24 protein-coding genes and 1 riboswitch are annotated in these 26,205 nt (G+C 45.8%); of the genes, 20 read left to right on the top strand and 4 right to left on the bottom strand.

Annotated elements, in window-relative coordinates; translation table 11 throughout:
* The 4 genes from H8705_RS04985 to H8705_RS05000 all read left to right on the top strand — a co-directional run bounded on the left by H8705_RS04985 (position 1) and on the right by H8705_RS05000 (position 5,288).
* Complete coding sequence (locus tag H8705_RS04985) at positions 1–1,449, top strand: DUF5711 family protein (RefSeq protein WP_262394723.1); 1,449 nt, start codon at positions 1–3, stop codon at positions 1,447–1,449.
* A gap of 135 nt (positions 1,450–1,584) precedes the next feature.
* Positions 1,585–2,268 carry a CvpA family protein gene (locus tag H8705_RS04990; RefSeq protein WP_262394724.1) on the top strand — a complete coding sequence of 228 codons (684 nt, stop codon included), beginning with the start codon at positions 1,585–1,587 and terminating at the stop codon, positions 2,266–2,268.
* A gap of 27 nt (positions 2,269–2,295) precedes the next feature.
* Positions 2,296–2,844 (top strand): CDP-alcohol phosphatidyltransferase family protein, encoded by a 549-nt coding sequence (locus H8705_RS04995; RefSeq protein ID WP_262394725.1) that lies wholly within the window; start codon positions 2,296–2,298, stop codon positions 2,842–2,844.
* Between the two features lie 143 nt (positions 2,845–2,987).
* Positions 2,988–5,288: an ATP-dependent Clp protease ATP-binding subunit gene (locus H8705_RS05000; RefSeq protein WP_262394933.1), complete on the top strand. Its 2,301-nt coding sequence runs from the start codon at positions 2,988–2,990 to the stop codon at positions 5,286–5,288.
* A gap of 43 nt (positions 5,289–5,331) precedes the next feature.
* Here the strand turns inward: H8705_RS05000 and nth are convergent, their stop codons facing one another.
* The 3 genes from nth to H8705_RS05015 are packed head-to-tail and all read right to left on the bottom strand — an operon-like array spanning position 5,332 to position 7,154.
* Positions 5,332–5,970 carry an endonuclease III gene (gene nth / locus H8705_RS05005; protein WP_262394726.1) on the bottom strand — a complete coding sequence of 213 codons (639 nt, stop codon included), beginning with the start codon at positions 5,968–5,970 and terminating at the stop codon, positions 5,332–5,334.
* A gap of 13 nt (positions 5,971–5,983) precedes the next feature.
* A complete protein-coding gene (locus H8705_RS05010; protein ID WP_262394727.1) occupies positions 5,984–6,574 on the bottom strand; it encodes a chromate transporter in 591 nt (196 codons plus the stop codon).
* A complete protein-coding gene (locus H8705_RS05015) occupies positions 6,567–7,154 on the bottom strand; it encodes a chromate transporter (protein WP_262394728.1) in 588 nt (195 codons plus the stop codon). Before H8705_RS05015 ends, H8705_RS05010 begins: the two co-directional genes overlap by 8 nt.
* Before the next feature lie 117 nt (positions 7,155–7,271).
* Here H8705_RS05015 and H8705_RS05020 point away from each other — a divergent pair, with 117 nt between their 5' ends.
* The 6 genes from H8705_RS05020 (at position 7,272) to H8705_RS05045 (ending at position 14,006) form a co-directional block, all read left to right on the top strand.
* A complete protein-coding gene (locus tag H8705_RS05020) occupies positions 7,272–7,754 on the top strand; it encodes a TspO/MBR family protein (RefSeq protein WP_262394729.1) in 483 nt (160 codons plus the stop codon).
* A gap of 104 nt (positions 7,755–7,858) precedes the next feature.
* Positions 7,859–9,187 (top strand): AI-2E family transporter, encoded by a 1,329-nt coding sequence (locus H8705_RS05025; protein WP_262394730.1) that lies wholly within the window; start codon positions 7,859–7,861, stop codon positions 9,185–9,187.
* A 161-nt stretch (positions 9,188–9,348) separates the two neighbouring features.
* The gene (locus H8705_RS05030) at positions 9,349–11,004 is read left to right on the top strand and encodes a hypothetical protein (RefSeq protein WP_262394731.1); all 1,656 of its coding nucleotides are present in this window, start codon (positions 9,349–9,351) and stop codon (positions 11,002–11,004) included.
* 213 nt (positions 11,005–11,217) lie between these two features.
* Positions 11,218–11,475, top strand: coding sequence for an HPr family phosphocarrier protein (locus H8705_RS05035; protein ID WP_262394732.1), 258 nt, complete (start codon positions 11,218–11,220; stop codon positions 11,473–11,475).
* A 30-nt stretch (positions 11,476–11,505) separates the two neighbouring features.
* Positions 11,506–13,170, top strand: coding sequence for a phosphoenolpyruvate--protein phosphotransferase (gene ptsP, locus H8705_RS05040; RefSeq protein WP_262394733.1), 1,665 nt, complete (start codon positions 11,506–11,508; stop codon positions 13,168–13,170).
* Between the two features lie 92 nt (positions 13,171–13,262).
* Positions 13,263–13,360, top strand: a riboswitch (THF riboswitch).
* 64 nt (positions 13,361–13,424) lie between these two features.
* Positions 13,425–14,006, top strand: a complete 582-nt coding sequence (locus tag H8705_RS05045; RefSeq protein ID WP_262394734.1) for a folate family ECF transporter S component — start codon at positions 13,425–13,427, stop codon at positions 14,004–14,006.
* A gap of 86 nt (positions 14,007–14,092) precedes the next feature.
* Here the strand turns inward: H8705_RS05045 and H8705_RS05050 are convergent, their stop codons facing one another.
* Positions 14,093–15,049 carry a D-2-hydroxyacid dehydrogenase gene (locus H8705_RS05050; protein WP_262394735.1) on the bottom strand — a complete coding sequence of 319 codons (957 nt, stop codon included), beginning with the start codon at positions 15,047–15,049 and terminating at the stop codon, positions 14,093–14,095.
* Positions 15,050–15,275: 226 nt separating this feature from the next.
* On the opposite strand from H8705_RS05050, the gene H8705_RS05055 reads away from it, so the two are divergent.
* The 10 genes from H8705_RS05055 to H8705_RS05100 all read left to right on the top strand — a co-directional run bounded on the left by H8705_RS05055 (position 15,276) and on the right by H8705_RS05100 (position 26,108).
* A complete protein-coding gene (locus H8705_RS05055; RefSeq protein WP_262394736.1) occupies positions 15,276–15,560 on the top strand; it encodes a co-chaperone GroES in 285 nt (94 codons plus the stop codon).
* 33 nt (positions 15,561–15,593) lie between these two features.
* On the top strand, positions 15,594–17,228 hold the full coding sequence (gene groL / locus H8705_RS05060; protein WP_262394737.1) for a chaperonin GroEL: 1,635 nt from the start codon (positions 15,594–15,596) through the stop codon (positions 17,226–17,228).
* 417 nt (positions 17,229–17,645) lie between these two features.
* Entirely contained in the window at positions 17,646–18,143 is a 498-nt protein-coding gene (purE, locus tag H8705_RS05065; RefSeq protein WP_262394738.1) for a 5-(carboxyamino)imidazole ribonucleotide mutase, read from the top strand.
* Positions 18,144–18,177: 34 nt separating this feature from the next.
* Positions 18,178–18,888 (top strand): phosphoribosylaminoimidazolesuccinocarboxamide synthase, encoded by a 711-nt coding sequence (gene purC / locus H8705_RS05070; RefSeq protein WP_262394739.1) that lies wholly within the window; start codon positions 18,178–18,180, stop codon positions 18,886–18,888.
* A gap of 24 nt (positions 18,889–18,912) precedes the next feature.
* Positions 18,913–20,352 (top strand): amidophosphoribosyltransferase, encoded by a 1,440-nt coding sequence (gene purF, locus H8705_RS05075; protein ID WP_262394740.1) that lies wholly within the window; start codon positions 18,913–18,915, stop codon positions 20,350–20,352.
* Positions 20,353–20,363: 11 nt separating this feature from the next.
* Positions 20,364–21,401 (top strand): phosphoribosylformylglycinamidine cyclo-ligase, encoded by a 1,038-nt coding sequence (gene purM / locus H8705_RS05080; RefSeq protein ID WP_262394741.1) that lies wholly within the window; start codon positions 20,364–20,366, stop codon positions 21,399–21,401.
* Positions 21,395–22,000, top strand: coding sequence for a phosphoribosylglycinamide formyltransferase (gene purN, locus H8705_RS05085; RefSeq protein ID WP_262394742.1), 606 nt, complete (start codon positions 21,395–21,397; stop codon positions 21,998–22,000). The genes purM and purN overlap by 7 nt, the downstream gene beginning before the upstream one ends.
* Before the next feature lie 36 nt (positions 22,001–22,036).
* Positions 22,037–23,581 (top strand): bifunctional phosphoribosylaminoimidazolecarboxamide formyltransferase/IMP cyclohydrolase, encoded by a 1,545-nt coding sequence (gene purH / locus H8705_RS05090; protein WP_262394934.1) that lies wholly within the window; start codon positions 22,037–22,039, stop codon positions 23,579–23,581.
* Between the two features lie 42 nt (positions 23,582–23,623).
* Positions 23,624–24,901, top strand: a complete 1,278-nt coding sequence (purD, locus tag H8705_RS05095) for a phosphoribosylamine--glycine ligase (RefSeq protein WP_262394743.1) — start codon at positions 23,624–23,626, stop codon at positions 24,899–24,901.
* Positions 24,902–25,145: 244 nt separating this feature from the next.
* Positions 25,146–26,108, top strand: a complete 963-nt coding sequence (locus H8705_RS05100; RefSeq protein ID WP_262394744.1) for a calcium/sodium antiporter — start codon at positions 25,146–25,148, stop codon at positions 26,106–26,108.
* Positions 26,109–26,205: the final 97 nt, after the last annotated feature.

A 26,205-nucleotide genomic window follows, 5' to 3' on the forward strand; every position in this document is an offset into this window, starting at 1 on the left:
ATGGCCACACTGACCGACCTTGAAAAGGTACGTAAAAGCCGGGCGCGCCGGCGTACAATTAGAAACCTACTGGCATTAGCGGTGGTTGGAATATTGGTATATGGAGCGGTGATCCTAGTAGAAAAGGCCAGCGAGCTGGACCTACAATCTGCGTATGGGGATTTAAAGGCAGAGCTTGCTACTGGCGCCGGGTATCCGGTAGATTTGCCGGGGGGAAAAATGAGCAGGCTTGCGAATGTGGAAGATTCTATCGTCTTGCTCAGCGACACCAACATCTATACCTATAACTCCACTGGAAAACAGCTGATGAACGAGCAGCACGGGATGGGAAAACCAGTGCTGGTCACTGGAAAAAAGAAAATGATCCTTTATGATCGGGGCGGGAAAAAATTTGCCCTGTATTCCCGTACGGGCTTAGTGAATACCATAGATATGGAGAATATGATCTATGCCGGGGATCTGGCGGAAAACGGAAATTATGCGGTAGCCACCGGAGCCAGCGAGTACGCGGCGCAAATTATAGCGTTTAATAAAAACGATGAAGAGATTTTTCGCTTTTCCAGCAAAGAGCCAATTATTGATTTTACTCTGTCGGATAACCGCAATTCTATGGCGGTAGCCACTGTGGATGTACAGGATGGACAATTTAAAAGCACCCTTTCTCAGTATCAATTTAATGTGGAGCAGAAATTAAATTCTTTTGATCTGATGGATGAGCTGATACTTTCAGTAGAAGCGTTGGAAAACAACATGATCCGAATAATTACGGATAAACGTGCGATTTTGATGGATGATAATTTGAAAGAATTGTCCGATGTCAGCTATAATAACAAACCTTTGGACCGGATTGCAGGAGAACTGGGGTCCAGACTCGTATTCGTGCTGGGAAGTTACGATCAGCAAAAAGAGCTTAGCTGCGAAGTGTATGACCAATGGCTGAACCTGCTGGGTGAATTTCCGATTGACCACAGCATCACCAACATTGAGGTGGATGAGCAGTATATTTATCTGCTCTCCAAAGACCAGATTGAGATTTGCAGTTACGACGGACAGCCTGCTGCGCAGATAAAGATGAATAACGTCTATCATATTCAACCTATTGGTGAAACGCTGTACTATTGCACCAATGATATTATCGATACGCTGAATATTACAAAGCTTTGTACGCCGGCGTCTTCCGACGGGGAAAAATCTTCCCAGAAGGAGGACTCCTCCTCTCAGAGAGATGAAGAAGAGGAAAAATCACAGATAGAAGCGTCCTCGGAGGATGTTTCTTCCTCTGAAGAGCAAAGCAATTCTGGAGAGGACCCCTCTTCCCAGAGGGAAAGCTTACCTGAGCCTGCAAGCGCCCCCGAACAGGAAAACAGCGATACGCAGCCCTCATCTTCCCAGCAGGAGACCTCCTCAGGGCCGCTGCTTGACTATGACAATCTGGAACCTGAAGCATAAATGAGAGATATTTTCTCCACTGTATAGGAGAGGGCAGACATTCTTATCTGTTAGGATCGATTGAAAAGGAAGGAAAAGTTTGCTACAATAAAAATAGCCTTAAGCGGGCTGTGGCTGTACAGGAAAGGATTTGTTATGGAAGTTCTTATCCCTTTGGTGTTTGATATTTTAGTAATTGGTGCTGTGTGGTTTTACATGCGCCGGGCGTCAAAGCGTGGCTTTTTGCGCACAGTAATCCAAATGGCTGCATATATCGCGGTAATTATAGCATCTTCTTTAATAAGTCAGGCGGCGGCGCCGATGATTTATCAGCGGATAGTAGAGCCGTCGCTGCAAAACTCCATCCAGGAAAAAACGCAAGAAACCGGGGAAACCATTTATGAGTTGATGCCGGATAAATTTCTTAGCCGCCTGGGAGTAACCCAGGAAGATTTGGATAACTTATTAGAGTCTGTGTCCCCAGAAGAATTGTTGGAAAAAGCGGCGGATGAAACGATTGCTCCGCTGGTAACGTCTATTATCGGGATGCTTGTATTTGTCGCATGTTTCGCCCTGTTATCCATGGTGGCATCGGGGATTTTAAGCGCCTTGAATATTATTAATTATATTCCCGGACTAGGGGCGCTTAACTCCCTATTAGGAGGGGCGATAGGAATTTTACAAGGTTTGTTAATGGTTTATGTATTCGCTATTTTACTTCATGCTATTTTTGGCATGTATCCTGATGGCTGGTGGCTGTTTACAGAGCAGAGCGCGCAAAATTCCTATCTGTTCAGCCGTTTTTACCGACTAAATTTGTTAGAGGCTTTTTATCTATAGAAAGTTTTGTCATTGGAGGAAATGGCAATGAATTTTAATATTCCCAACAGCCTTTCCGTAATGCGGATATTATTGATCCCAGTTTTTTTATGGACCTATTTGACAGCGTCGGGTCCAGAGGATTATTATATTGCGGCAGGAATATTGGTTTTTTCGGGCTTAAGTGATACGGTAGATGGATTTATTGCCCGCCGTTTTCATATGATTACACAGTTGGGGAAAATTCTCGATCCTATGGCGGATAAGTTGACCTTGGCATCGGTGATCTGCGCTTTATGGATCAGAAAACCTCAGTGGTGGCCGCTTTATGCGCTTCTTATCGCCAAGGATGTTCTTATGCTTCTTGGCGGGATTCGGTTGATGAAAAAGAATATCACTATCGAAGGGGCAAAGTGGTTTGGCAAGCTTTCTACGGTGATGTTTTATGTGATCATGGTTATTATCATCGCGCGCCCGGACCTGCCGGATACGAACATCTTAGTGATGCTGATGGTGCTTGCTTTATTTATGATTTTTTCTTTCGCAAGATATTGTTTTTTGTTTTTAAGGATGATCCGTTCTTCCAATGGAAGATAGTGATAACTTTGTTTTTTGCGAAGAAAAAATTACATACTCTTCATATGCAGTTCATAAGAAATAAGTAGAATGGGTATCAATTGTATTGTAGTGTCCCTAGTCTTGTGGATACTGAGAAAATAAGGTGATTAAGTTAAATGGATATGTTATGTTCTAGATGCAAAAAACGCCTAGCGGTAGTTTTTATGACCCGCCTTGAAGGAGATAAAACCATCAATGAAGGCCTGTGCCTGAAGTGCGCCAAAGAGATGGGGCTAAAGCCCGTGAGCGATATTATGGATAAAATGGGAATTACCGAGGACGATTTAGAGTCCATGTCGGATCAGATGATGGATATCTTAGGAGGCGAAGGAGAAGAAGGGTTCGAAATGGGAGGCGCCCAGCAGCTGCCGTTTTTACAGAACCTGTTAGGCGGTTCCGGATTGGTTGCCTCAGAAAAAGATTCGTCCGGCGAGGTTCCAGTCAAGCCAAAGGAACGTCCCGCGTCAAGAAATTCTGATAAAACTTCCCGCAAAAATGTGCCGGAAAAAAAGTATAAATATTTGGATGCTTACTGTGAAAACCTTTCTCTAAAAGCGGAAAAAGGGAAGATTGACCGGATTATCGGCCGTGAAAAAGAGATATACCGCGTGATGCAAATTCTCAACCGCCGCACCAAAAACAATCCCTGTCTCATTGGAGAGCCGGGTGTGGGAAAAACAGCGGTTGCGGAAGGAATTGCTTTGCGATTGGCAAGCGGCAACGCGCCTTTTCGTTTGGCGGATAAAAAATTGTATCTGCTGGATTTAACTGCTCTTATCGCGGGAACCCAGTTCAGGGGGCAGTTTGAAAGCCGAGTAAAAGGACTGGTGGAAGATATCAAGGCCGCCGGAAATGTTATTTTGTTTATTGACGAGGTGCACAACCTTGTAGGAGCGGGAGATTCAGAAGGTTCCATGAATGCCGCCAATATTTTAAAACCGGCGCTGTCCCGGGGAGAAATCCAGGTGATCGGGGCGACCACCTTTAACGAATACCGAAAAAATATTGAAAAAGACGCGGCTTTGGAACGCCGTTTCCAGCCAGTTACTATTAATGAACCGTCCATTGACGATACCGTGGATGTGATCAAAGGCATTAAAAATTATTATGAAGCGCATCACAGAGTCAATGTCACCGATGAGATCGCCAGAAGCGCCGTAGTCCTTTCCGAGCGGTACATTACTGACCGTTTTTTGCCGGATAAGGCGATTGATTTGTTGGATGAAGCGTGCTCCTGCGCGGTTCTTCGCAATCCAAAGCTGGCGGAATATGACAAGATGTTCAAAGAGCTTGGAGATGTGAGTGAAGAACTGGATGAAATGGAAAACAGCACCGATGAGATCGATTATGAAGCGGTAGCAAAACTGCGGGCGGATAAGATTGTATTGGATGAAAAGCTCAAAGAGTTAGCCCCCGCCGCCTTAGGACAGCCGGTAACGCAGGAGGATCTGGCCAAGGTAATCGAACTTTGGACGGGGATTCCCGCCAGCAAAATCCAAGAGACGGAGCTTCGCCGGGTAGCCGGGCTGGAGGATGCTCTTAAAGAAAAAATTATCGGCCAAGACGAAGCGGTTCATCTGGTAGCTGCGGCAGTCCGCCGCAGCCGGGTACAGATCAGCTCCAGACGCCGTCCAGCGTCCTTTATCTTCGTAGGACCTACCGGCGTTGGAAAAACTGAGCTGGTCAAGGTACTGGCCAAAGAACTGTTTAACGATACCGATCCGTTGATCCGGCTGGATATGTCTGAATTTATGGAGAAACATTCGGTTTCCCGAATCGTAGGCTCGCCTCCGGGATATGTTGGGTATGACGAAGCGGGACAGTTGACAGAAAAAGTACGCCGCCGGCCCTATTCGGTAGTACTGTTTGACGAGATTGAAAAGGCTCATCCGGATGTGCTGAATATTCTGCTGCAGATTTTGGATGAGGGTAAAATTACCGATGCTCATGGTCGGGTAGTTTCTTTTGAAAATACGGTTATTGTTATGACTTCCAACGCAGGAAGCCAGTTTAAGGAAAGTTCCCTTGGTTTTAACCGCACCCAGGGGGAGATGGCCAAAGAGAAGGCCATGAAAGCGCTCAGTGATTTCCTGCGGCCAGAGTTTATAGCCCGGGTAGACGAAGTGGTGGCTTTCCGGCCTCTGGACGAAGAGGACTTTAAGCGCATTGCTGCTTTGATGCTGGATGAGCTGAAAGGACCCTTGGCAGAAAAAGGAATTAAATTTGCGTATACGGAAGAGCTGCTGGCCTATATTGCGAAAAAAGCGTATGGCAAAAAGAGCGGCGCCCGGGATTTGCGCACAGTAATCCGTAAGGAGCTGGAAGATGAAATTTGCCTGATACTGGTACAGGATCCGGATCATCCCCCGGCTTTAATGAAAGCGGGTATTGAGGAAGATAAAATCAAACTTTATACCAATTAAAAAAGCGTCTGATAACTTTTTAGTTATCAGGCGCTTTTTATTTTTACTTTTTTATGTCTGCATAGTGCTTGCAGCACACATTTAACACGCAGGCCTCGCAGTTGGGACGACGGGCAACACATACCGCTCTGCCGTGAAGCACCAGCCGGTGACAGAAATTATTGGATTCTTCCGGCGCAAGCAGGGGCCGGAGCTGGTTTTCCACTTTGAGGGGATCTTTTGAATCTGTCAGCCCCAGCAGGTTGGTAATGCGGATGCAATGAGTATCGCACACAATAGCCGGCTTATGATAAATATCTCCCACTACTAAATTTGCGGTTTTGCGTCCGATTCCCGGCAGTTTGGTCAGTTCCTCCACTGTATCCGGAAGCTGGCCGTTATATTTTTCCATCAGCATCCGGCACATAGCCACGATATCTTTTGCTTTGGTTTTATAAAGCCCGCAGGATTTGATAATTTCTTCTACATCGGTTACTTGTGCCTTAGAAAAATCCTCTACGGAGCGATATTTTTGAAACAGGTCCTTACATACGATATTGACTCTGGCGTCGGTACATTGGGCCGCCAAACGGGTGGCGATCATCAGTTCATGGGGCTTTTCATATGTAAGGGAACATCCTGCATCCGGATATTCCTGCTTTAACAGTTCCACCGCCTGTTGAGCGGCCTTTTTCTTATTCATACCAATCAACCTCCTAATTTAAGAAGGGGAGCGCAAGATGCAAAACAACTCCCAGCGCGCCGGAAATTAAAATTAAGAAAATAGGGTGAAGTTTTGGTTTCCAGCGGGCGATCACCAAAATAGCGGCTACGATAATCAGACCTCTCCAGTTGACTGCCGGAAGCGTATGGGAAGCCAGCAGGCCCTCAAGAGACACGCCATGGAAAATATTGACTACAAATATAGAGAGGGCGGCAGAAGCGATCAGCCCAACTACCGCAGGACGCACCCCGGTAAGCACCGCTTTCACCCAAGTATTGTCCTGAAATTTTAGGAAAAACCGGGCGATCAGCAAAATAATAATAAACGAGGGCAGCACCACCCCTAAAGTAGCGGCCAGCGCCCCGGAAATACCGCCTCTGGTCATCCCTATAAAAGTGGCGATATTCACCGCGAAGGGACCAGGAGTAGATTCACTGATGGCGATAAAATCGATCATATCCGTAACTGTCATCCACCCGTGAGCCAGTACACTCTGCTGTATCATAGGTATCATCGCATACCCGCCACCGATAGTGAACAGACCAATTTTAAAGAAAGTGGTAAACAAAAGAAGATCAAACATTGCCGTCACCTCCTCCTTTAGAAACTTTCTTTAAGAGAAGCATCTGGCGGACTACACCGGCGGCAGCGGCGGCGATAAGGATAAGAATGACGTCCATATTGATAAACGCCGCTGCGGAAAAAGCCAAAATCATAATAATGGAATTAAATTTATCTTTGGCGCACTGATGTTTTATTTTTATTACCGCATTGACAATTAATACTACTACCCCGGCGCGGATACCGTCAAATACCCAAGTGAGCCATTTGATCTGTTTGTACTGCATAATAAATAGGGAAAGGATGGATATAGTTACAAAAGAAGGAAGAACTACCCCTAAGGTAGCAACCAAAGCGCCAAAAAAACCAGCCACTCGATACCCGATAAAAGTAGCGGAATTGACAGCGATTACTCCAGGAGTGGCTTCGGCAATAGCGAGCAGATCCAAAATATCGCTGTCTGTAACCCAATGATGATGCTCTACCGTTTCCCGCTGGATCAAGGGGATCATAGCGTACCCACCGCCGAATGTGAAGGCGCCGATTTTCATAAAAGTTAAAAATAAAGTGATACATTTTTTTATACGCAGATTATTTTTCATGATGACTCCTTAAAAATCTATATTGTCTTTATGAATTATACCTTTTTTCCAGGGATTAATCAATCTAGAAAGTTCATATATTTTATTATTGGCAAAAATGCAGAGGAGGAAACATTTATGTCTGGTATGATTAAATTAAAACCTTTGGCCGTATGCCTAGTGATTCCTATCCTGGGGGGATTTTTAAGTTCTTGGCTGTCGGGAGACATTAAGGAAGTTTATTCCCGGCTTATTTTACCGGCGATCGCTCCGCCTGACTGGGTATTTCCCGTGGCCTGGACGGTCTTATACCTAATGATTGGAACTGCGTCCTATCTGATCTACATGTCAAGATCGGTCCCGGAAGAAAAACGAGTGGGAGCGCTGACCTTTTATGGGGTGCAATTGGTGCTTAACTTTTTATGGACACCGCTGTTTTTCCGTTTTCTGTGGCTCAAGCTGGCGTTTGCGGAGCTTATAGCATTAATTGTAATTGCTTTGTTTACAACCATCGCCTTTTATCGTATTAATAAGCGGACGTTTCTTTTAATGCTGCCTTATCTAATCTGGCTTTCTTATGCAGCGGTGCTGAATAAATTGATTATCGGGTTAAATTACTGATAAAAATAAGATAATTACTATTCTATAAAAATAAAAGATATGTTACAATAACTAAAAAGGATAATTTTTCGATAGGCAGAAAAAGGAAGGAAATATTTTTTGACATGAAGTTGGAATTTAACAGAAAATATACCACTATAGCAATTTATGCATTTTTAGTACTGGCGGCGGTAGTGCTTTTTTTAGGGCTGGTGCTGAATATTGAGTTTTTTACCGACCTTTTAGGAACAGTCGGTGGCTTGCTGACCCCGTTTATCTATGGATTCGGGTTGGCGTACATACTTAATCCGGTGCTGAAATTTATTGAAAATAAATTGATGGTTCCCATTTTTAAGGAGCATATCAATGAACGTCTGCGCCGGGGAATTTCCATTTTTCTTACCTTTGTTTCCTTTACCGCGTTTTTAACAGTGTTTATTGTTATTGTGATTCCTCAACTGATTGCCAGTATTAGCGGTTTAGTGGCTTCTATCCCTCAGTATATCGAGACGCTGGATATTTTGGCCAACAAATTGGTGCTTATGATCCCCTGGGAAAGCTTGGATACCCAAGCAATCCAGCGGGTGCTGGAACAGTATGTGGGTCAATTAATGCAGTCTGCTTACGAGGTGTTGCGTCAGTGCTTGCCGTGGCTGGTGCGTTTTACCGCCCGTATCGCATCCGGGATGCTCACCATTATCATTGGTGTAATTATCTCGATTTATATGCTGTTTGACAAAGAAAAATTTTATGCCGGAGCAAAAAAAATCTGGTATGCTATCCTGCCTAATGAAAAAGCGGACTTTGTAATCGAACTAGCGAACGATGCCAACCGGATTTTCGGCGGTTTTATCAACGGGAAACTTTTAGATTCTCTGATTATCGGAATTATCTGCTTTTTCGGCATGTCGCTATTAAATATGCCCAACGTAATGCTGGTCAGTGTTATCGTAGGCATTACCAATGTGATCCCTTATTTCGGCCCGTTTATCGGAGCTATACCATCTTTCTTTATTATTTTAATCGAAGACCCGATCAAATCTCTGTGGTTTATTGTATTTATTATTATTCTCCAGCAGTTTGATGGAAATATCCTGGGACCGAAAATTCTAGGGGATTCTACCGGACTTTCCGCGTTATGGGTGATTTTTTCCATCACTTTGTTCGGCGGGCTGTATGGATTTGTCGGCATGTTTTTAGGAGTGCCTACCTTCGCGGTAATTTTTATGCTGTTTAAGCGTTTTATCGACAGCCGGTTGGGAAAAAAGGATATGCCGCTTTCTATAGGGGATTACTGCGCGCCGGAATTTCCAATTCCAAAGGCGTCTCCAAAGAGGATGGGAGAATCCAGAAAACGGATGAGAGCAGAGCAGAGGAGCCGCTTGAAAGGATTGGCCCATCTGGCAAAACCCAAGGAGGAGCCTACAAAAGAAGAGGAAAAAAAGAGCAAGTAGTCTTTAAAGGAGACTCCCGAAATATGGCTGTGATATTAAGATTGTATTAAATCTTGTGAATTTATAAGGAAATAAGGGAAGATTATGATATAATCATCCTATTGTCAAAAGAAACTATGGAAAATAGAGATCTTTTTATAGGGGAAAGTAGGGAGTCAAAAATGAAAAAGTACAAACTGTGGACCTATATCGGAATGGTTGTACTTATCGGCGTTTATATGTTTATCGAAGTTCCAAATTTAAATCCGCTGTTTTTTGACGGCGCGGTCTTTTGGGCGGTGATTATTACCGGGTTTGTGGCTGTATGGGGGATGTTCCGTTTTGGGGAGATCATTATTCAGCTTAATCCGGATGTAAGCCAGGGGGAACGTCCGGTCAATTATGTGTCCCGGCGTAAGTTCCCCAAATGGACAAAATTTTTACTGGCGGCGCCGTGGATATTTATTGTGCTGACGTTAATTTTTTCTTCGGTATTTATTCAGTGGAAGGCCTACCGCGATCAACTGGGAACCTCACAAGTAATGGAATTTGCCAGTGATATGCAGGCGGTGGATTTACGTCAAGTGCCGGTGGTAGATAAAGAGTTGGCGCTTAATCTGGCGGATAAAAAGCTTGGGGAGCGTCCTTCTCTGGGCAGCCAGGTGGTCAAAGGAGAGGCTACTATTCAGCGGGTGAACGGCAAATTGGTATGGGTAGTTCCGCTTCAACATTCCGGCGTATTCAAATGGCTGACCAATCTTTCGGGTACGCCTGGGTATGTGATGGTTTCTGCAACTGACGTCAATGATGTGGAGTATGTGGAAAATTTTAAGATCAAATATCAGGAAAATAGCTATCTGCTCCATGATATTACCCGCCATGTTCGTTTCCATGGAGGATGGTTTACTGGGATTGCCGATCCTTCTTTTGAGCTGGATGACAATGGCCAGCCTTATTGGGTCTATACGACTTATAAAAATTTAAGAGGATTTTCCCTTCCGGAGGCAACAGGCGCATATGTAGTAAATGCCACTACCGGGGAAATGAACCGCTATACCATTGATACTATCCCAGAGTGGGTGGATCGTATCCAGCCGGAAAGCTTTATTATTAACCAGATTGATAATAAGGGTGAGTATGTCCGGGGTTGGTTGAACTTTGCGGATAAGGACAAATTCCGGTCGTCTGAAGGGCATATGATCGTGTACAATAATGGGCGGTGTTATCTGTTCACCGGCATGACCAGCGTAGGCTCGGATGACAGCGCTATCGGCTTTATCATGGTGGATATGGTTACCAAAGATTCCATGGTCTATCAGATGAGCGGCGCTACCGAAAGAGCGGCCCAGCAGTCTGCAGAAGGTAAGGTGCAGCATCTAGGCTATCGGGCAACCTTCCCGCTGATTATTAATTTAGGCAACGAGCCCACCTATTTTATGGCCCTGAAGGACAAAGAAGGACTGATTAAACAATATGCGTTTGTTTCAGTCACCAACTATTCCATAGTGGGTACGGGAGAAACTATCCAGCTGGCGGAACAGGATTACCGTCTGGGACTGAAAAGTGCTGGAATTTCCGCAGGAATTGCCGATACAAGCACACAGACCAAAGCCCAAGGGGTAGTTTTGCGTATTGCCAGCGAGATTTTAGGCGGAGATACGGAGTACAAGATTATTTTGGAAAACCAGCAGGATAAAATTTATCTGTTGGGAGCAGTACTCAGCGACGAGCTGGCGTTGACTCAGGTAGGAGACAAAGTCGTCATCGAATATATGGATAGCGGGGATGGCGTTTTACAGGCAGTTAGCTTTGATAATTTGAGTTTTTCACAAAAATAAGTATAAAAAGCCCTCGTTCCTTACATAAAAGGGACGAGGGCTTTCATATGAATGAGGTGGGAATAATGACACAGATTATTGACACATAAGTTTTAGTTAAGATATAATCAGGGAGTCTAAGAATAGTTTTATGCTGGAAAAGACCGTTTTCTGTGTCCCGCTGCCGGGGTGAATGAAGAAAATTAGAATTTTATAACAAAAGGGGATTTTTATGTGAAAAGCTTTGAATATACCGCAAAAGATAAACTGGGATTGCATGCCCGTCCAGCGGGCCTTTTGGTTAAAAAGGCGGCGACTTATGAAAGCAAAATTTCCCTTACCAAGGCGGAAAAAACGGCAGATGCCAAACGACTGTTCGGTATTATGAGTCTGGCTATCAAACAGGGAGAAACGATGATCTTTACTATTGTGGGACCAGATGAGGAAAGTGCATGTGAACAGCTTCTAAAATTCTGTGAAGTCAATTTTTAATAAGGAATAAGGGACGCCAGAGGTGAAAGTATGAAACGTTTTAACGGGATTGGCGCATCCAAGGGCGTAGCCATAGGAAGATTACAGTTTCTGGGGAAAAAACAGATGAGAGTGCAGATGCGCCTAGTTGAGGATGTATCTGCGGAGCTTGAGCGGTTAAGGCTGGCGCGGCAGCAAGCCAATGAGACCTTGATGAAGCTCCATGCCAAGGCGCTGAAGGAAGTGGGAGAAGCGGATTCGATGATCTTTGAGATCCATCAGATGATGCTTCAGGACTTGGATTATGTAGAGACAATCCAGGGGTACATTACCAATAACAAGTATTGTGCGGAATATGCAGTACAGCTTGCCGGGGAACAGTTTGCCCAGATGTTCTCTTCCCTTGACGATGAGTATATGAAGGAACGCAGCGCTGACATTATAGATATTTCCAACCGGCTGGTAGGTCTGTTAACCGGCCGGCTTCAGGATGATTTAAGCGGTTATGAGCGGGAGATAGTGATTGCGGCCGAAGATCTGCTGCCAAGCGAGACTATCCAGATGGATAAATCCAAGGTACTGGCGTTTGTGACCAGCGCGGGAAGCAAAATTTCTCATTCGGCAATCCTTGCTCGGACGATGGGTATCCCCGCTGTCGTAGGGGTGGGAAGTCAGCTGCAGGAGCTGCTGTCCGACGGGGACAAGGTAATTGTAGATGGATTTTCCGGTCTGCTGATTGCGGACCCGGATGAAAAGACAGTGGAGGAATACTCTGCGAAACGGCAGGAATATTTGGCTCATTTGGAAAAGCTAAAAAAGCTCAAGGGTACCGAGAGCAAAACAAAAGATGGTATAAAAATAGAAATAAACGCTAACATCGGCAATCCGGCGGATGTGGACCTTGTATTGGAAAACGACGGGCAGGGCATCGGTTTGTTTCGCAGTGAGTTTTTATATTTGGAAAGTGATGACTTTCCCACGGAACAGGCCCAGTTTGAAGCCTACCGCACAGTACTTCAACGCATGAAAGGAAAACGTGTAATCATACGTACCCTAGATTTGGGAGCGGATAAGACCGCCCCGTATTTTAACATGCCCAGGGAGGATAACCCAGCTATGGGATACCGGGCAATTCGCATTTGCCTGGACCGCAAAGACATTTTTAAAACCCAGCTGAGGGCTCTTTACCGGGCTTCGGTATACGGAAAACTGGCAATTATGTTCCCGATGATTACCCAGGTGGAAGAGATCAGGGAAATTAAAAATATGATAGAAGAAATAAAATTGGCACTGGACGCAAACGGAACACCGTATGCAGACCGCATAGAACTGGGCGTCATGGTGGAAACTCCGGCGGCGGCCCTTGCCAGCGATTTGCTGGCAAAAGAGGTGGATTTCTTTTCTATTGGCACCAACGATCTGACGCAGTACACTTTGGCGGTGGATCGGATGAATGGAAAGATCGGGCATCTGTACGATCCTCATAATATTTCCGTACTGCGCCTGATAAAGCTGACGGCACGAAACGCACAGGAGAACGGAATTTGGTGCGGAATCTGCGGTGAAAGCGCGGCGGACGTCAGCCTGACGGAGATATTTTTGACTATGGGAGTTACTGAGTTTTCGGTAGCGCCGGCAGCTATTTTGGAAATGAGGGAGAAGATACAGTCTATTAGTCTCTCTGAGATAAGGGAAGAGATTTTAACAAGGTTATAAAGGAAAAAAGGCGAAGAATGATCTTCGCCTTTTTTTTAAAAGAAAATTTGCCTCTTGCAATATAGCATGGGATTGCGTATAATAAATTCAAATGCAGAGTAGAAATTTGTGCGTTAAGTGCCGCCTGGAACGGGGAGTTGTCCGGTGGACGAAAAGGAAACTTGCGGTACAAATTTCGCATCCCGCTGCTACATTCAAAGAGTAGCCATCCTCTTTCATGTAGCGATTTTTATGCGTGAAGGAGGATTTTTTGCGTGGAAAAACAGGTAAAGAAATCCCTGCCCGCTGAAATCAAGGATCTCCCAGGCCTTGTGAAGCGTTCTTGCGGGGAAATAAAACGAATAGGGTCCCTCACCGGAGCGGCCATGCTGGCGGCGCTGAATGTGATTTTGCACCAGCTTACGGTGATCATCAGTCTGACTCAGCAGATTTCTTTTGCCTTTATTACGGTGGGAATTTCCGGTATGCTGTACGGACCGATGCTCACTGGAATGATCGGCATAGCCACAGATATTCTGAAATATATTGTAAAACCCAACGGCGGCTTTTTTCCAGGGTTTACCCTTAGTGAATTTGTGTTGGGATTTATTTACGGCCTTTTTTTGTATAAGAAGGAAGTTACCCTGGCAAGGGTGTTCTGCGCCCAGCTGACGGTGACTTTGGTTATCGATTTAACCCTGACTTCCCTTTGGCTGTCTATGATGTATGGCCAGGCATTTATTGTATTGGTGGGGGCCAGGCTTGTGAAAAACATTGTAATGCTCCCTGTTAAAACAGCAATTCTATATTTCCTAGCTAAGAAAGTAAGCGAAATCCGCGTACGGCGTTTGGCGTAAGGAAAACGGCGATGGATGGGATGGCTTTGCGTCCATAAGAGCTGAGAAGGGCACAAGGAATGGTATTCCTTGTGCCCTTTTTTTATTTATTCGCCTACCACGTTGACGGGGTTTCCGTTGAGATAAGCCAAAAAGTTTTTAGAAACCACATCCAAGAGGCGGATACGGGTTTCTTTTGGCCCCCATCCCATATGAGGGGTAAGGATAGTACGGGGATGCAGAGTCAGCGGGTTGCCGTCTGTGGGAGGCTCCACAGTGAGAACGTCCAGTCCCGCCATATACAACTTTCCGCTGTCCAGAGCGTCTGCCACATCCTGATCGTTAATGACCCCTCCCCGGGAGGTGTTGATCAATACTGCGCCGTCTTTCATTTTAGCGATAGTATCTTTATTGATCAGTTGAGTGGTTTCAGGATTGAGAGGACAGTGCAGCGAAATGATATCTGATTTCGCCAACAGTTCGTCCAAACAGGCAAAATGAAGCTGGCTTGTTTCCAGAGATTTATCCGGATGACGGCGGTAGGCCAGAACCTCCATTCCCATAGCGTTGGCGATTTTTGCCACCGCCTGACCAATATGGCCAAAACCAATCACTCCCATTGTTTTTCCGGCAAGCTCGAACATGGGTTTATCCACTAGTTCTTCATCAGGGACTTTGTTCCATTTTCCCGCTTTCACAAACTCGTTGTGTTTGTAGGTCATAAAAGAGATATTCAGCAAAAGGGAAAAGACGCACTGGGCCACAGCGTTGGTGCTGTAGGCAGGGACATTGCAGATAGTAACCCCCGCCTCTTTCGCGGCCTCCAGGTCGATCATATTAAAACCGGTGCCTAAAACCCCGATATATTCTATGTTGGGGCAGGCCTTAAAAACTTCTTTTGTAATGGCGTGGCGGTTGACAAATACCGCCTGGGCGTCCCCAATGCGGGAAATGGTATCCTCCGGTTTTGTAGCGTCATACCATGTCACGTCGAACATATCCGCAAGCTCCCAGGGAAGGTTGTCATGATTTACCAAAAAACCGTCAAGCACTACCAATTTCATATATATCACCGCTCCATCCTTATCAAATTAAAGATATTGTAACAAAATCAGCCGATAGTTTCAATCAGGAAATGGAAGGATGATTGTTACGAAAATGTAAAATTAGAGAATTTTTTTAAAAAAGACTTGATTTTTTTTTATTATGTATTAAAATAGTCTTAGCACTCAAGGTTAATGAGTGCTAAAATTAAGTTTCTAATAAATACTTTTATATGGAGGAATTATCATGACTATTAAACCACTTGCAGACAGAGTCGTAACAAAGATGGTGGAAGCGGAAGAAACCACTAAAAGTGGTATTATTCTTGCTGGCTCCGCAAAGGAAAAACCCCAAATTGCTGAAATTGTAGCGGTAGGCCCGGGCGGCGTGGTGGATGGAAAAGAAGTCACCATGTATGTAAAAGCAGGGGATAAGGTTTTACTGAGCAAATACTCCGGCACTGAAGTAAAAGTGGACGGCGTAGAATACACCATTCTTCGTCAGTCGGATATTCTTGCAGTTGTAGAATAATTATTATCTTAAATTTGAAAGGAACTGATTATTATGGCAAAAGTAATTTCCTATGGCGAAGACGCCAGAAAAGCGCTTCTGGCCGGTCTTGATAAATTGGCCGATACTGTAAAAATTACATTGGGACCCAAGGGCCGCAATGTAGTGCTCGATAAGAAATTCGGCGCTCCGCTGATTACCAACGACGGTGTGACCATCGCCAAAGAAATCGAACTGGAAGATGCGTTTGAAAATATGGGCGCCCAGTTGGTAAAAGAAGTCGCTACCAAAACCAACGATGCCGCCGGCGACGGTACCACCACTGCGACCTTGCTGGCTCAGGCATTGGTTCATGAAGGAATGAAAAACGTAACTTCCGGCGCCAATCCTATGGCGGTAAAAAAAGGTATCGGCAGAGCGGTTGACGTGGCGGTGGAAGCCATTAAAGCCAACTCCAAAAAGGTAAAAGGCAGCGAGGATATCGCCAGGGTTGCCGCTGTTTCTTCCGGTGATGAATTTATCGGAAAACTGATCGCGGAAGCGATGGAAAAAGTATCCGCCGACGGTGTTATTACCATTGAAGAATCCAAAACTGCAGAAACCTACAGCGAAGTGGTAGAAGGCATGCAGTTCGACAGAGGTTACATCACCCCGTATATGGTAACCGATACTGAAAAGATGGAAGCGGTTATCGACGATGCTCTGATTTTGATCACTGATAAAAAGATTTCTATTATCCAGGATATTTTGCCGCTTCTGGAACAAATTGTACAGGCCGGCAAGAAACTGGTTATTATCGCTGAAGATGTAGAAGGCGAAGCTCTCTCCACTTTGATTGTAAACAAACTGCGCGGCACCTTTACCTGTGTAGCGGTGAAAGCCCCTGGCTTCGGCGACAGAAGAAAAGATATGCTTCGGGATATTGCGATCTTGACCGGCGGTCAGGTAATCAGCGAAGAACTGGGCTTGGAACTGAAGGATACTACGATGGCGCAGCTGGGCCGCGCTCGTCAGGTGAAAATCACCAAAGAAAACACTATTATCGTGGATGGCGCAGGGGATTCGGACGAAATCAAAGCCAGAGTTCATCAGATCCGCACTGAAATTGAAACCACAACCAGTGATTACGATAAAGAAAAACTGCAGGAAAGACTTGCTAAATTGGCAGGCGGCGTAGCGGTGATCAAAGTTGGCGCAGCGACAGAAGTAGAAATGAAAGAAAAGAAACTGCGTATCGAGGACGCCCTTTCCGCGACCAAAGCGGCGGTAGAAGAAGGTATTGTAGCAGGCGGCGGTGTTGCTCCGCTGAATGCAATCCCGGCAGTAGAAAAACTCATTCCGACCTTGGATGGAGATGAAAAGACCGGTGCTAAGATCGTGCTGAAAGCTCTGGAAGCCCCGATCCGTCAGATTGCCATCAATGCGGGAGTAGAAGGTTCCGTTATTATTGACAAGATCAAACGTTCCCGTAAGGTTGGTTACGGCTATGACGCGTCCAAAGACGCTTACGGCGACATGATTGAGCTTGGTATTGTTGATCCTACCAAAGTTACCAGAAGCGCTTTGCAGAACGCTTCCTCCGTAGCGGCTATGGTGCTTACCACTGAAGCGCTGGTTGCGGATGAAAAAGAAGAAAATCCGGCTCCTATGGGCGGCGGCGCCCCGGGCGGTATGGGCGGTATGTATTAATCTGCCCAGAGAGAAAAGTCACAAAAAGCCTCTCCTTTTCCAAGGAGAGGCTTTTTTCTCACTATATTCACGAATTTTTATTTCTCATGTTGTTAATATCGACAAAAAGCCAACGAGCGGTTCTCGGGTTTTCGATCATTGTTCCAATCTTTTGAATTATAGCGAAGAATCGTTGAAAAGTGAAGGCTTTTAATGTAAACTTTAGATGTAGTATTTATGCGGAGGTAAGATAGCTATGTGCATTAGCATGGGTATTTGTCGTTCCCAAATTAATTCCTGTTCCTCCTATAAATGCGTCTTTGGGCACCTGGTGGGTGTTATTGTAGCAGGATAAATGTATAGTTGCAGGCGGCGCTGTCAGCGCAGCCTGCTTTCATTTTGCAAAAAACAGTTGTTATACAAAAAGGAGTGTTTATCATGGCGGAAAGAAAAGTAGCGGTTGTCATGGGAAGCGACAGCGATTTGCCTACGGTGCAAGGGGCGATCGATACGTTAAAAGAATTTGGCATTGCTACAGAAGTTCATGTGATGAGCGCCCATCGTACCCCGAAACAGGCCTGTGAGTTTGCTGCGGCTGCGCGGGAAAATGGTTTTGCGGTAATTATTGCCGCTGCAGGAAAGGCTGCCCATCTGGCGGGGGTACTGGCGGCTCACACTACATTGCCGGTAATTGGTATTCCTATTAAATCCTCCACGTTGGATGGATTGGATGCTTTACTTGCCACAGTGCAGATGCCGGGGGGCATTCCGGTGGCTACTGTAGCTATTGACGGGGCGCAGAATGCAGGTCTGCTGGCAGCGCAGATTATCGGTGTATATGATGCGGAAGTTGCGTACAAGCTAGGGATCCATAAATTGGAAATGGAAAAGAAAGTAATGGAAAAGGACGCAAAAATCCAAGAAATGTTTAAATAAACAGTGAAAATAAAAAAATTGGGAGAGTGCAGTTATGAAAAAATTACAGCAGCTTTATGAAGGAAAGGCCAAAAAAGTATTTGCCACGGATGACCCGGAAGCTTATATTGTAGAGTATAAAGACGATGCCACTGCGTTTAACGGATTGAAAAAAGGTACTATCAATGAAAAGGGAATTATTAATAACAGAGTGAGCAATCATTTGATGAAAATGCTGGAATCACATGGGATTCCTACCCATCTGATCAAAGAGCTTTCCGACCGTGAAACCCTGGTTAAGAAAGTTACGATTGTTCCGCTTGAAGTGATTGTTCGCAATATTGCCGCTGGTTCTCTTTCCAAACGGCTGGGGCTGCCAGAAGGCAAAAAGCTTGCCAAAACCGTATTGGAATACAGTTATAAAGACGATGCGTTGGGAGACCCGATGGTCAATGATTACCACGTATATGCCATGGAACTTGCGACTCCGGAAGAATTGGCCACCATTGCCGGTTACGCTTTTAAAATCAATGAGCTTCTGACCAATTATCTCAAAGACTTAAATATCGAGCTGATCGATTTCAAATTGGAATTTGGTAAAACCTCGGATGGAACCATTATTCTGGCAGATGAAATTTCTCCAGATACCTGCCGCTTCTGGGACAGCGTCACTGGAGAGAAATTGGATAAGGACCGTTTCCGCAGAGATCTTGGAAATGTAGAAGGCGCCTATCAGGAGATTATGAAACGGCTGTTGGGCGAATAGGCCGGAAAAGGAATGTAGGAGTTGATGAATACTTTGTTTGATAAACTGCACGAAGAATGTGGCGTATTCGGTATTTATGACAAAACCTGTGATAATGTGGCAACCAGCGCTTATTTGGCTCTGTATGCTCTGCAGCATCGGGGACAGGAGAACTGTGGGATAGCAGTAAATGACGATGGAGTAATTAAATGCCATAAAGATGCCGGACTGGTGCCAGACGTATTTAATCGGGAGGTTTTAGAAAAGCTGGGGCAGGGGAGTATTGCGGTAGGTCACTGTCGTTACTCCACTACTGGAAACTCCTCCAGTATTAACGCCCAGCCTTTGGTGGTACGCCACTGCAAGGGGCATATGGCGCTTGCCCATAACGGCAATTTGGTGAATGCTGCCCAGTTGAGGGAACAGCTGGAAATGAACGGCGCTATTTTCCATACCACAAATGATACGGAAGTAATCAGCTATATTATCACCCGGGAACGATTGATGTCCTCCAGTATTGAAGAAGCAGTGGAAAAGGCTATGCATACCATCAAGGGAGCATATTCTTTAATTGTTATGTCGCCTAAAAAGCTGATCGCCGCCCGGGATCCCAATGGGTTCCGTCCTCTTTGTTTGGGACGTACGGAAAGCGGCGGCTATGTATTCGCTTCAGAATCCTGTGCATTGGATAGTATAGGAGCTGAGTTTGTGCGGGATATCGAGCCGGGAGAAATTGTTGTGGTTGAAGATAATGAGATGCGCAGCATCCGTACCCACTGCGGCGGAAAAAGCTCTTTCTGTGTGTTTGAGTTTGTATATTTTGCCCGTCCGGATTCGATTATCGAAGGGGCCAGCGTCCATGACGCACGTCGGGAAGCGGGAAGAATTCTTTATCAGGAAAACCCGGTGGAAGCGGATGTAGTTATCGGCGTTCCGGACTCCGGTCTGGATGCGGCCCTGGGTTATTCTCAGGAATCGGGCATTCCTTATGGAGTTGGCTTTGTGAAAAATCGCTATGTGGGACGTACGTTTATTCAGCCGTCCCAGGGACAGAGAGAAAATTCTGTTCGGATTAAATTAAATGTAATTTCAGAAACTGTCAAGGGCAAGAGGGTCGTTTTAGTAGATGACAGCATTGTACGCGGAACCACCTGCGCTCGGATAGTGAAGCTGATCCGTGATGCGGGGGCAAAAGAAGTGCATTTTGCCATCTCCGCGCCGCCTTTTAAAAATCCGTGTTTCTTTGGTACGGATATTGACAGCCGGGATAAATTGATCGCCTGCCGGATGAGTGTGGATGAAATCGCAAAAAGCATCGGCGTTGAAAGTCTGACCTATCTGAGTGTGGATGGGGTAAAAAGGATTGCGAAGGATGCAAAATGCGGATTCTGCGTGGGATGTTTTACTGGAGAATATCCTATTGCCGTGCCGGATGTGGTGAAAAAAGATAAATTTGAACGTAAACTCAGCGAAAAAGCAAAATAGGGGGCAGAACAATGGAGAAAAGTTATTCCGATTCCTATAAAGCGGCAGGGGTAGACGTTACTGCTGGTTATAAGGCAGTGGAACTGATGAAGGCGCACGTAGCCCGCACTATGACGTCGGGAGTTCTTGGCGGACTGGGAGGATTTGGCGGGCTGTTTGAACTGGATATAACCGGGATTGAAAAACCCGTATTGGTTAGCGGTACCGACGGTGTGGGGACCAAACTGAAAGCGGCCTTTTTAATGGATAAACATGATACCGTAGGGATCGACTGTGTGGCGATGTGTGTCAATGATATCATCTGCTGCGGAGCAAAACCTTTGCTCTTTTTGGATTATATAGCCGTGGGCAAAAATTACCCGGAAAAAGTCGCTCAGATCGTTTCCGGTGTGGCGGAAGGCTGTGTACAGGCGGGCTGTGCTTTGTGCGGCGGGGAAACGGCGGAGATGCCGGGATTTTATCCGGAAGACGAGTACGACCTGGCGGGGTTTTCTGTAGGCGTGGTGGACAAATCCAAAATTTTGGACAATTCCTCCATTAAAGCCGGCGACGCGATTGTAGCGATTCGTTCCAGCGGCGTACATTCTAATGGTTTTTCTTTGGTGCGAAAGGTATTTGATATGGATAAGGCGGCGCTGGAGACCTATTATGAAGAGCTGGGGATGAGTTTAGGTGAATGTTTGCTCACCCCTACTAAAATCTATGTAAAACCCATGCTGGCCTTATTGGAACAGATCAAGGTGAAAGCTATTTCCCACATTACCGGCGGCGGATTTTTTGAAAATATTCCTCGCTCTTTGCCGGAAGGGAAAAAAGCGGTTATCTCTAAAAAGAGTGTGAATCCTCTTCCTATTTTTGAACTTATTCAGAAAAAGGGAGGCATTCCGGAACGGGATATGTACAACACGTTTAATATGGGAGTAGGCATGTGTCTGGTAGTAGACCAGCAGGACGCGCAGAAAACAGTGGAAATTCTCACCGACTGCGGCGAACAGGCCAAGGTCATCGGTTTTGTAGATGACGGAGAAAAGGGCGTAGAATTATGTTAGCACATAAAAATGTAGTGGTATTGGTTTCCGGCGGCGGAACCAACCTGCAGGCGCTGATCGACGCGCAAAACCGGGGGGAAATCCTTCCGGGAAAGATCAGCTGTGTGATCAGCTCCAATCCTCAGGCATATGCCTTGACTCGGGCAAAAAACGCTGGAATTTCTACTCTGGCAGTGCCCAGAAAAGAATATGGCAGCCGGGAACAATACGACGAGGCGATTTTAGCAGTGCTGGAAAAACAGCAGGCGGATTTAATCGTCTTAGCGGGATTTATGTATGTGTTGGGAGAAAAGGTAATCCGCCGGTATGAGCGTAGGATTATCAACGTGCATCCGGCGCTGATTCCGTCTTTTTGCGGCGATGGATTTTATGGTTTGCACGTCCATGAAGCGGCTTTGAATTATGGGGTAAAAGTGACCGGCGCTACGGTGCATTTTGTTAATGAGGTGACCGACGGCGGACAGATTATCCTGCAAAAGGCAGTGGAAGTGGAAGAAGGGGACACTCCCCAAACCCTGCAGAAGCGGGTTATGGAGCAGGCGGAATGGGAACTGCTTCCCAAAGCGGTTTCTTTATTCTGCCAGGGAAAGATAAAATAGGAAAAGTGTAATATACGTGATACAGGGAGGAAAATGATGAAAAAACGTGCGTTGATCAGTGTCTCTGATAAAACAGGCGTTGTGGAATTTGCAAAGGCATTGGAACAACTGGATTTTGAAATCGTATCTACCGGAGGTACCGCCAAAGCTTTGGCCGATGCAGGGATAAAAGTAACTGGAATTTCAGAAGTAACCGGTTTTCCGGAGTGTTTGGACGGCAGGGTAAAAACCTTGCATCCGTTGGTACATGCAGGTATTTTGGCAATGCGGTCCAATCCGGAACATATGCGTCAGGTGGATGCGTTAGGAGTTACATTGATCGACGTGGTGGCGATCAACCTTTATCCTTTTAAGGCGACTATTTTAAAACCGGACGTTACCTTGGAAGAAGCGATTGAAAATATTGATATCGGCGGGCCTACCATGATTCGTGCCGCTGCCAAAAACTGGCAGGATGTAGCGGTTGTTGTGGATCCGGCGGATTATGGCAAAGTGATCGAAGAAATGAAGGCCGGGGGCGTTACCAAACAAACAAAATTCGTGTTGGCGGGAAAAGTATTTGAACATACAGCGGCGTATGACGCTCTGATCAACAACTACTTAAGAAAACAGCGGGGCGAGGATCCTTTTCCTGAGCAGTTTACTATGACCTACGAAAAGGTGCAGCAGATGCGTTATGGGGAAAATCCTCATCAGAAAGCGGCGTTTTACCAGGAGGTAGGCAACTTTGACAATACCCTGGCGGCGGCGCAGCAGCTTCATGGAAAAGAACTTTCTTACAACAATATTAACGATGCTAACGGCGCGCTGGATGTGCTGAAAGAATTTGGCTATGACAAGCCGTGCGCAGTAGGAGTAAAGCACGCGAATCCCTGCGGCGTAGGTGTGGGGGATACTATTTACGACGCGTATATGAAGGCGTATAACTCCGATCCGGTTTCCATTTTTGGCGGAATTGTAGCTCTTAATCGTGAGGTAGATGAGAAAACCGCGCAGGAGCTGGCTAAGATTTTCTTAGAGATTATTATCGCTCCCTCCTTTACAGAGCAAGCGTTTGAAATTCTTTCTAAAAAGAAAAATATCCGCCTTCTGAAGCTGAAAAATCCAGCGGGCGCCAATAGTGAGGACATGCTGGACATGAAGAAGGTAGCGGGCGGACTGCTGGTGCAGCAGCTGGATACCAAACTGCTGGATGGGGAACTTAAGGTAGTTACCAAGCGCGCGCCCACCGAAGAGGAGATGCAGCAGCTGCTGTTTGCCTGGCGGATTGTAAAACATGTCAAATCCAATGGTATCGCGCTGGCGAAGGATTTCCAGACGGTAGGCGTGGGCCCGGGACAGACCAACCGGGTGACCGCCTTAGACCTGGCTATCAAATACGGCGGCGAGAATGTTAAAGGTTCGGTAATGGCGTCGGATGCGTTTTTCCCTTTCTCTGACTGTGTGGAACATGCGCAGGCTGCAGGAATAACAGCGATTATTCAGCCGGGCGGCTCTATCCGAGATGAGGACAGCATCAAAGCCTGTGATGAAGCGGGAATTGCTATGGTATTTACTGGTATGCGTCATTTTAAACATTAATATAAATTCGCTTTTATTTGTATATAAGTGTTGGAGGTTATCATGAAACTATTGGTAGTCGGCGGGGGCGGGCGAGAACATGCCTTAATCCGCGAACTGAAAGAAAGCCCCAAAGTAGAAGAAATTTATTGCGCTCCGGGAAATGGCGGTATTTCGGCGGATGCAACTTGTGTCCCTATCAAAGCGGTGGATATTGAGGGCATAGTAAATTTTGCCAAGGAAAAGGCGATTGATTTTGTTGTAGTGGCCCCGGATGATCCGCTGGTATTGGGAATGGTGGACGCCCTTAATGAAGCGGGAATTAAAACCTTTGGCCCCAATAAAGCGGCGGCGATAATTGAGGGAAGCAAGGTGTTTTCCAAAAATTTGATGAAAAAATATGGAATTCCCACAGCGGACTATCGCACCTTTGATAAACCCCATGAAGCGATTTCCTATATTATGGCGAAGGGCGCTTTCCCGGTAGTCATCAAAGCGGATGGTCTGGCGTTGGGAAAAGGAGTCATCATCGCTCAGACAGTGGAAGAAGCCGTTGATGGGGTGAACTCCATTATGGAGGATAAAATTTTCGGCGCAAGCGGAAATCATATTGTGGTGGAAGAATATCTCACCGGTCCGGAAGTTAGCGTCTTGGCTTTCTGCGATGGGAATACAGTGGTTCCCATGGTTTCTTCTATGGATCATAAACGGGCATACGACAACGATCAGGGGCTCAATACCGGCGGTATGGGAACGGTGGCTCCTAATATACACTACACACCGGAAGTAGCCAAAGAATGTATGGAAAAGATTTTCCGTCCCACCTTGGATGCTATGAAAGCGGAGGGACGCCCCTTTTCCGGCTGCTTATATTTTGGACTGATGATTACGCCAAACGGTCCTTATGTGATTGAATACAACTGCCGGTTCGGCGATCCGGAAACCCAGGTGGTGCTTCCTCTGTTAAAAACGGATCTGCTGGAAATTATGCTGGCCATTTGGGAACAGAAACTGGATCAGATATCTGTGGAGTTTTCCAACCGATATGCAGCATGCGTGGTGATGGCAAGCGGCGGCTATCCGAAGAAATACCAGACCGGCTACCAGATTGACGGCTTGAATGCCGCTGGGCAGCTGGATGAAGAGAAAGCGGTTATTTATCATGCGGGCACTGCCCGGGACGGCGAAATGTATAAAACAGCCGGCGGCCGGGTGCTGGGGGTAACCGCTACCGCCAGCGTAATGGACCGCGCAGTGCGCCGGGCGTATCGCTGTGTGGATAAAATCCACTTTACCGACGCTCACTTCCGTCAGGATATTGGCAAAAAGAACATGCCTTGACAGCAATGCCTAAAATATGGTAAGATAGGCAAAGTTGAAAGGGAGTAGTTTAATGTAAAGTCAACATGCTCGAAGCGTTGCTTCGTGGCTTTGCAGCCAAACTGTTCATTTTGGTTACGAGACTTTCGGCATAGTAATAACCTATGCCGGAAGTCTTTTTATTTTATGCCAAGAGAAGATCCAAGCATTGCCGGACGGATAGTTGACATACTATTAGTTAGACGGCTGAAAGGAAGAAAACGCAATGAGTTTTGTTTTGCCTATTATAATGTTTGCCATAGGAGTGGCGGTAGTAGTATACGGCGGGGATGCGTTTGTAGACGCGTCTACCTGGATAGCGGAAAAGACAGGGATTCCTAAGTTTGTAATCGGAGCGACCGTAGTCAGCCTAGCGACAAGCCTGCCAGAAGTAATTGTATCCATTATGGCCACCGCGGAAGGTTCGGTAGACATGGCGGTGGGAAACGGTATAGGTTCCGTATCTGCTAATATTGGGCTGATTATGGGGATTTCTCTGACCGCGCTTCCAAGTAAAATTGATGATCAGATTTTCTGGGCCAAAGGGACCCTTATGTTGGCTACCACGCTGCTTTTAGGCATATTTGTTATGGATGGACAGCTCAACGTGCTGGAAAGCTTTGTTATGTTGGTGCTTTTATGCCTGTTTATTTATTTAAATCTTCATTCTTTAAAAACGGCGGATTCTTCTCGCGAAGGCCGTATAAGGCGGGAGAAGGTGCCGAGAAAAGATATTTTTGTAAACCTCATGAAATTTTTGTTAGGGGTTGGGGGCATATTAGTAGGCGCTCAGCTGCTGGTCAATAACGGTTCCACTCTGGCCAGACTGATGGGAGTGCCTGAAGTACTCATCGGAATTACCTTAATCGCGGTGGGGACCTCTTTGCCGGAATTGATCACCACAATTTCAGCGATCACGAAAAAGGAATCGTCGCTATCCATCGGTAATATCATTGGAGCCAATATTATTGATATTACCCTGATTTTATCCTCCTGTACTTTAATATCCAAAGGACCTCTGCCAGTGGCTAGTCAGACGGCAAGTTTGGATATTCCGGTAACCTTTATGTTAATGGTGATAGCCGTACTTCCGGCCATTGTAAAAAAACGTTTTTACTGCTGGCAGGGAATTGCACTTTTAGGGGTATATGTAAGCTATATTGTGTATATATCTATTTTGCTGAAATAAAGTACGTTTAGAAAAAAGTACATGGTGATTATAGCCATGGACTTTTTTGATGTTTTCCTGTATTCTTAGTAAAGTGAAAGTTTATCCAATTAAACTT

The organism is Youxingia wuxianensis, from assembly GCF_014385085.1.
In the GTDB taxonomy this organism is placed as follows: Bacteria; Bacillota; Clostridia; order Oscillospirales; family Ruminococcaceae; genus Youxingia; species Youxingia wuxianensis.

Bases quoted from the DNA above. Each gene is read 5' to 3' on its own strand.
- H8705_RS04985 (WP_262394723.1), top strand. From the start codon at position 1: ATGGCCACACTGACCGACCTTGAAAAGGTACGTAAAAGCCGGGCGCGC.
- H8705_RS04990 (WP_262394724.1), top strand. From the start codon at position 1,585: ATGGAAGTTCTTATCCCTTTGGTGTTTGATATTTTAGTAATTGGTGCT.
- H8705_RS04995 (WP_262394725.1), top strand. From the start codon at position 2,296: ATGAATTTTAATATTCCCAACAGCCTTTCCGTAATGCGGATATTATTG.
- H8705_RS05000 (WP_262394933.1), top strand. From the start codon at position 2,988: ATGTTATGTTCTAGATGCAAAAAACGCCTAGCGGTAGTTTTTATGACC.
- nth (WP_262394726.1), bottom strand. From the start codon at position 5,970: ATGAATAAGAAAAAGGCCGCTCAACAGGCGGTGGAACTGTTAAAGCAG.
- H8705_RS05010 (WP_262394727.1), bottom strand. From the start codon at position 6,574: ATGTTTGATCTTCTTTTGTTTACCACTTTCTTTAAAATTGGTCTGTTC.
- H8705_RS05015 (WP_262394728.1), bottom strand. From the start codon at position 7,154: ATGAAAAATAATCTGCGTATAAAAAAATGTATCACTTTATTTTTAACT.
- H8705_RS05020 (WP_262394729.1), top strand. From the start codon at position 7,272: ATGTCTGGTATGATTAAATTAAAACCTTTGGCCGTATGCCTAGTGATT.
- H8705_RS05025 (WP_262394730.1), top strand. From the start codon at position 7,859: ATGAAGTTGGAATTTAACAGAAAATATACCACTATAGCAATTTATGCA.
- H8705_RS05030 (WP_262394731.1), top strand. From the start codon at position 9,349: ATGAAAAAGTACAAACTGTGGACCTATATCGGAATGGTTGTACTTATC.
- ptsP (WP_262394733.1), top strand. From the start codon at position 11,506: ATGAAACGTTTTAACGGGATTGGCGCATCCAAGGGCGTAGCCATAGGA.
- H8705_RS05050 (WP_262394735.1), bottom strand. From the start codon at position 15,049: ATGAAATTGGTAGTGCTTGACGGTTTTTTGGTAAATCATGACAACCTT.
- H8705_RS05055 (WP_262394736.1), top strand. From the start codon at position 15,276: ATGACTATTAAACCACTTGCAGACAGAGTCGTAACAAAGATGGTGGAA.
- groL (WP_262394737.1), top strand. From the start codon at position 15,594: ATGGCAAAAGTAATTTCCTATGGCGAAGACGCCAGAAAAGCGCTTCTG.
- purE (WP_262394738.1), top strand. From the start codon at position 17,646: ATGGCGGAAAGAAAAGTAGCGGTTGTCATGGGAAGCGACAGCGATTTG.
- purC (WP_262394739.1), top strand. From the start codon at position 18,178: ATGAAAAAATTACAGCAGCTTTATGAAGGAAAGGCCAAAAAAGTATTT.
- purF (WP_262394740.1), top strand. From the start codon at position 18,913: ATGAATACTTTGTTTGATAAACTGCACGAAGAATGTGGCGTATTCGGT.
- purM (WP_262394741.1), top strand. From the start codon at position 20,364: ATGGAGAAAAGTTATTCCGATTCCTATAAAGCGGCAGGGGTAGACGTT.
- purN (WP_262394742.1), top strand. From the start codon at position 21,395: ATGTTAGCACATAAAAATGTAGTGGTATTGGTTTCCGGCGGCGGAACC.
- purH (WP_262394934.1), top strand. From the start codon at position 22,037: ATGAAAAAACGTGCGTTGATCAGTGTCTCTGATAAAACAGGCGTTGTG.
- purD (WP_262394743.1), top strand. From the start codon at position 23,624: ATGAAACTATTGGTAGTCGGCGGGGGCGGGCGAGAACATGCCTTAATC.
- H8705_RS05100 (WP_262394744.1), top strand. From the start codon at position 25,146: ATGAGTTTTGTTTTGCCTATTATAATGTTTGCCATAGGAGTGGCGGTA.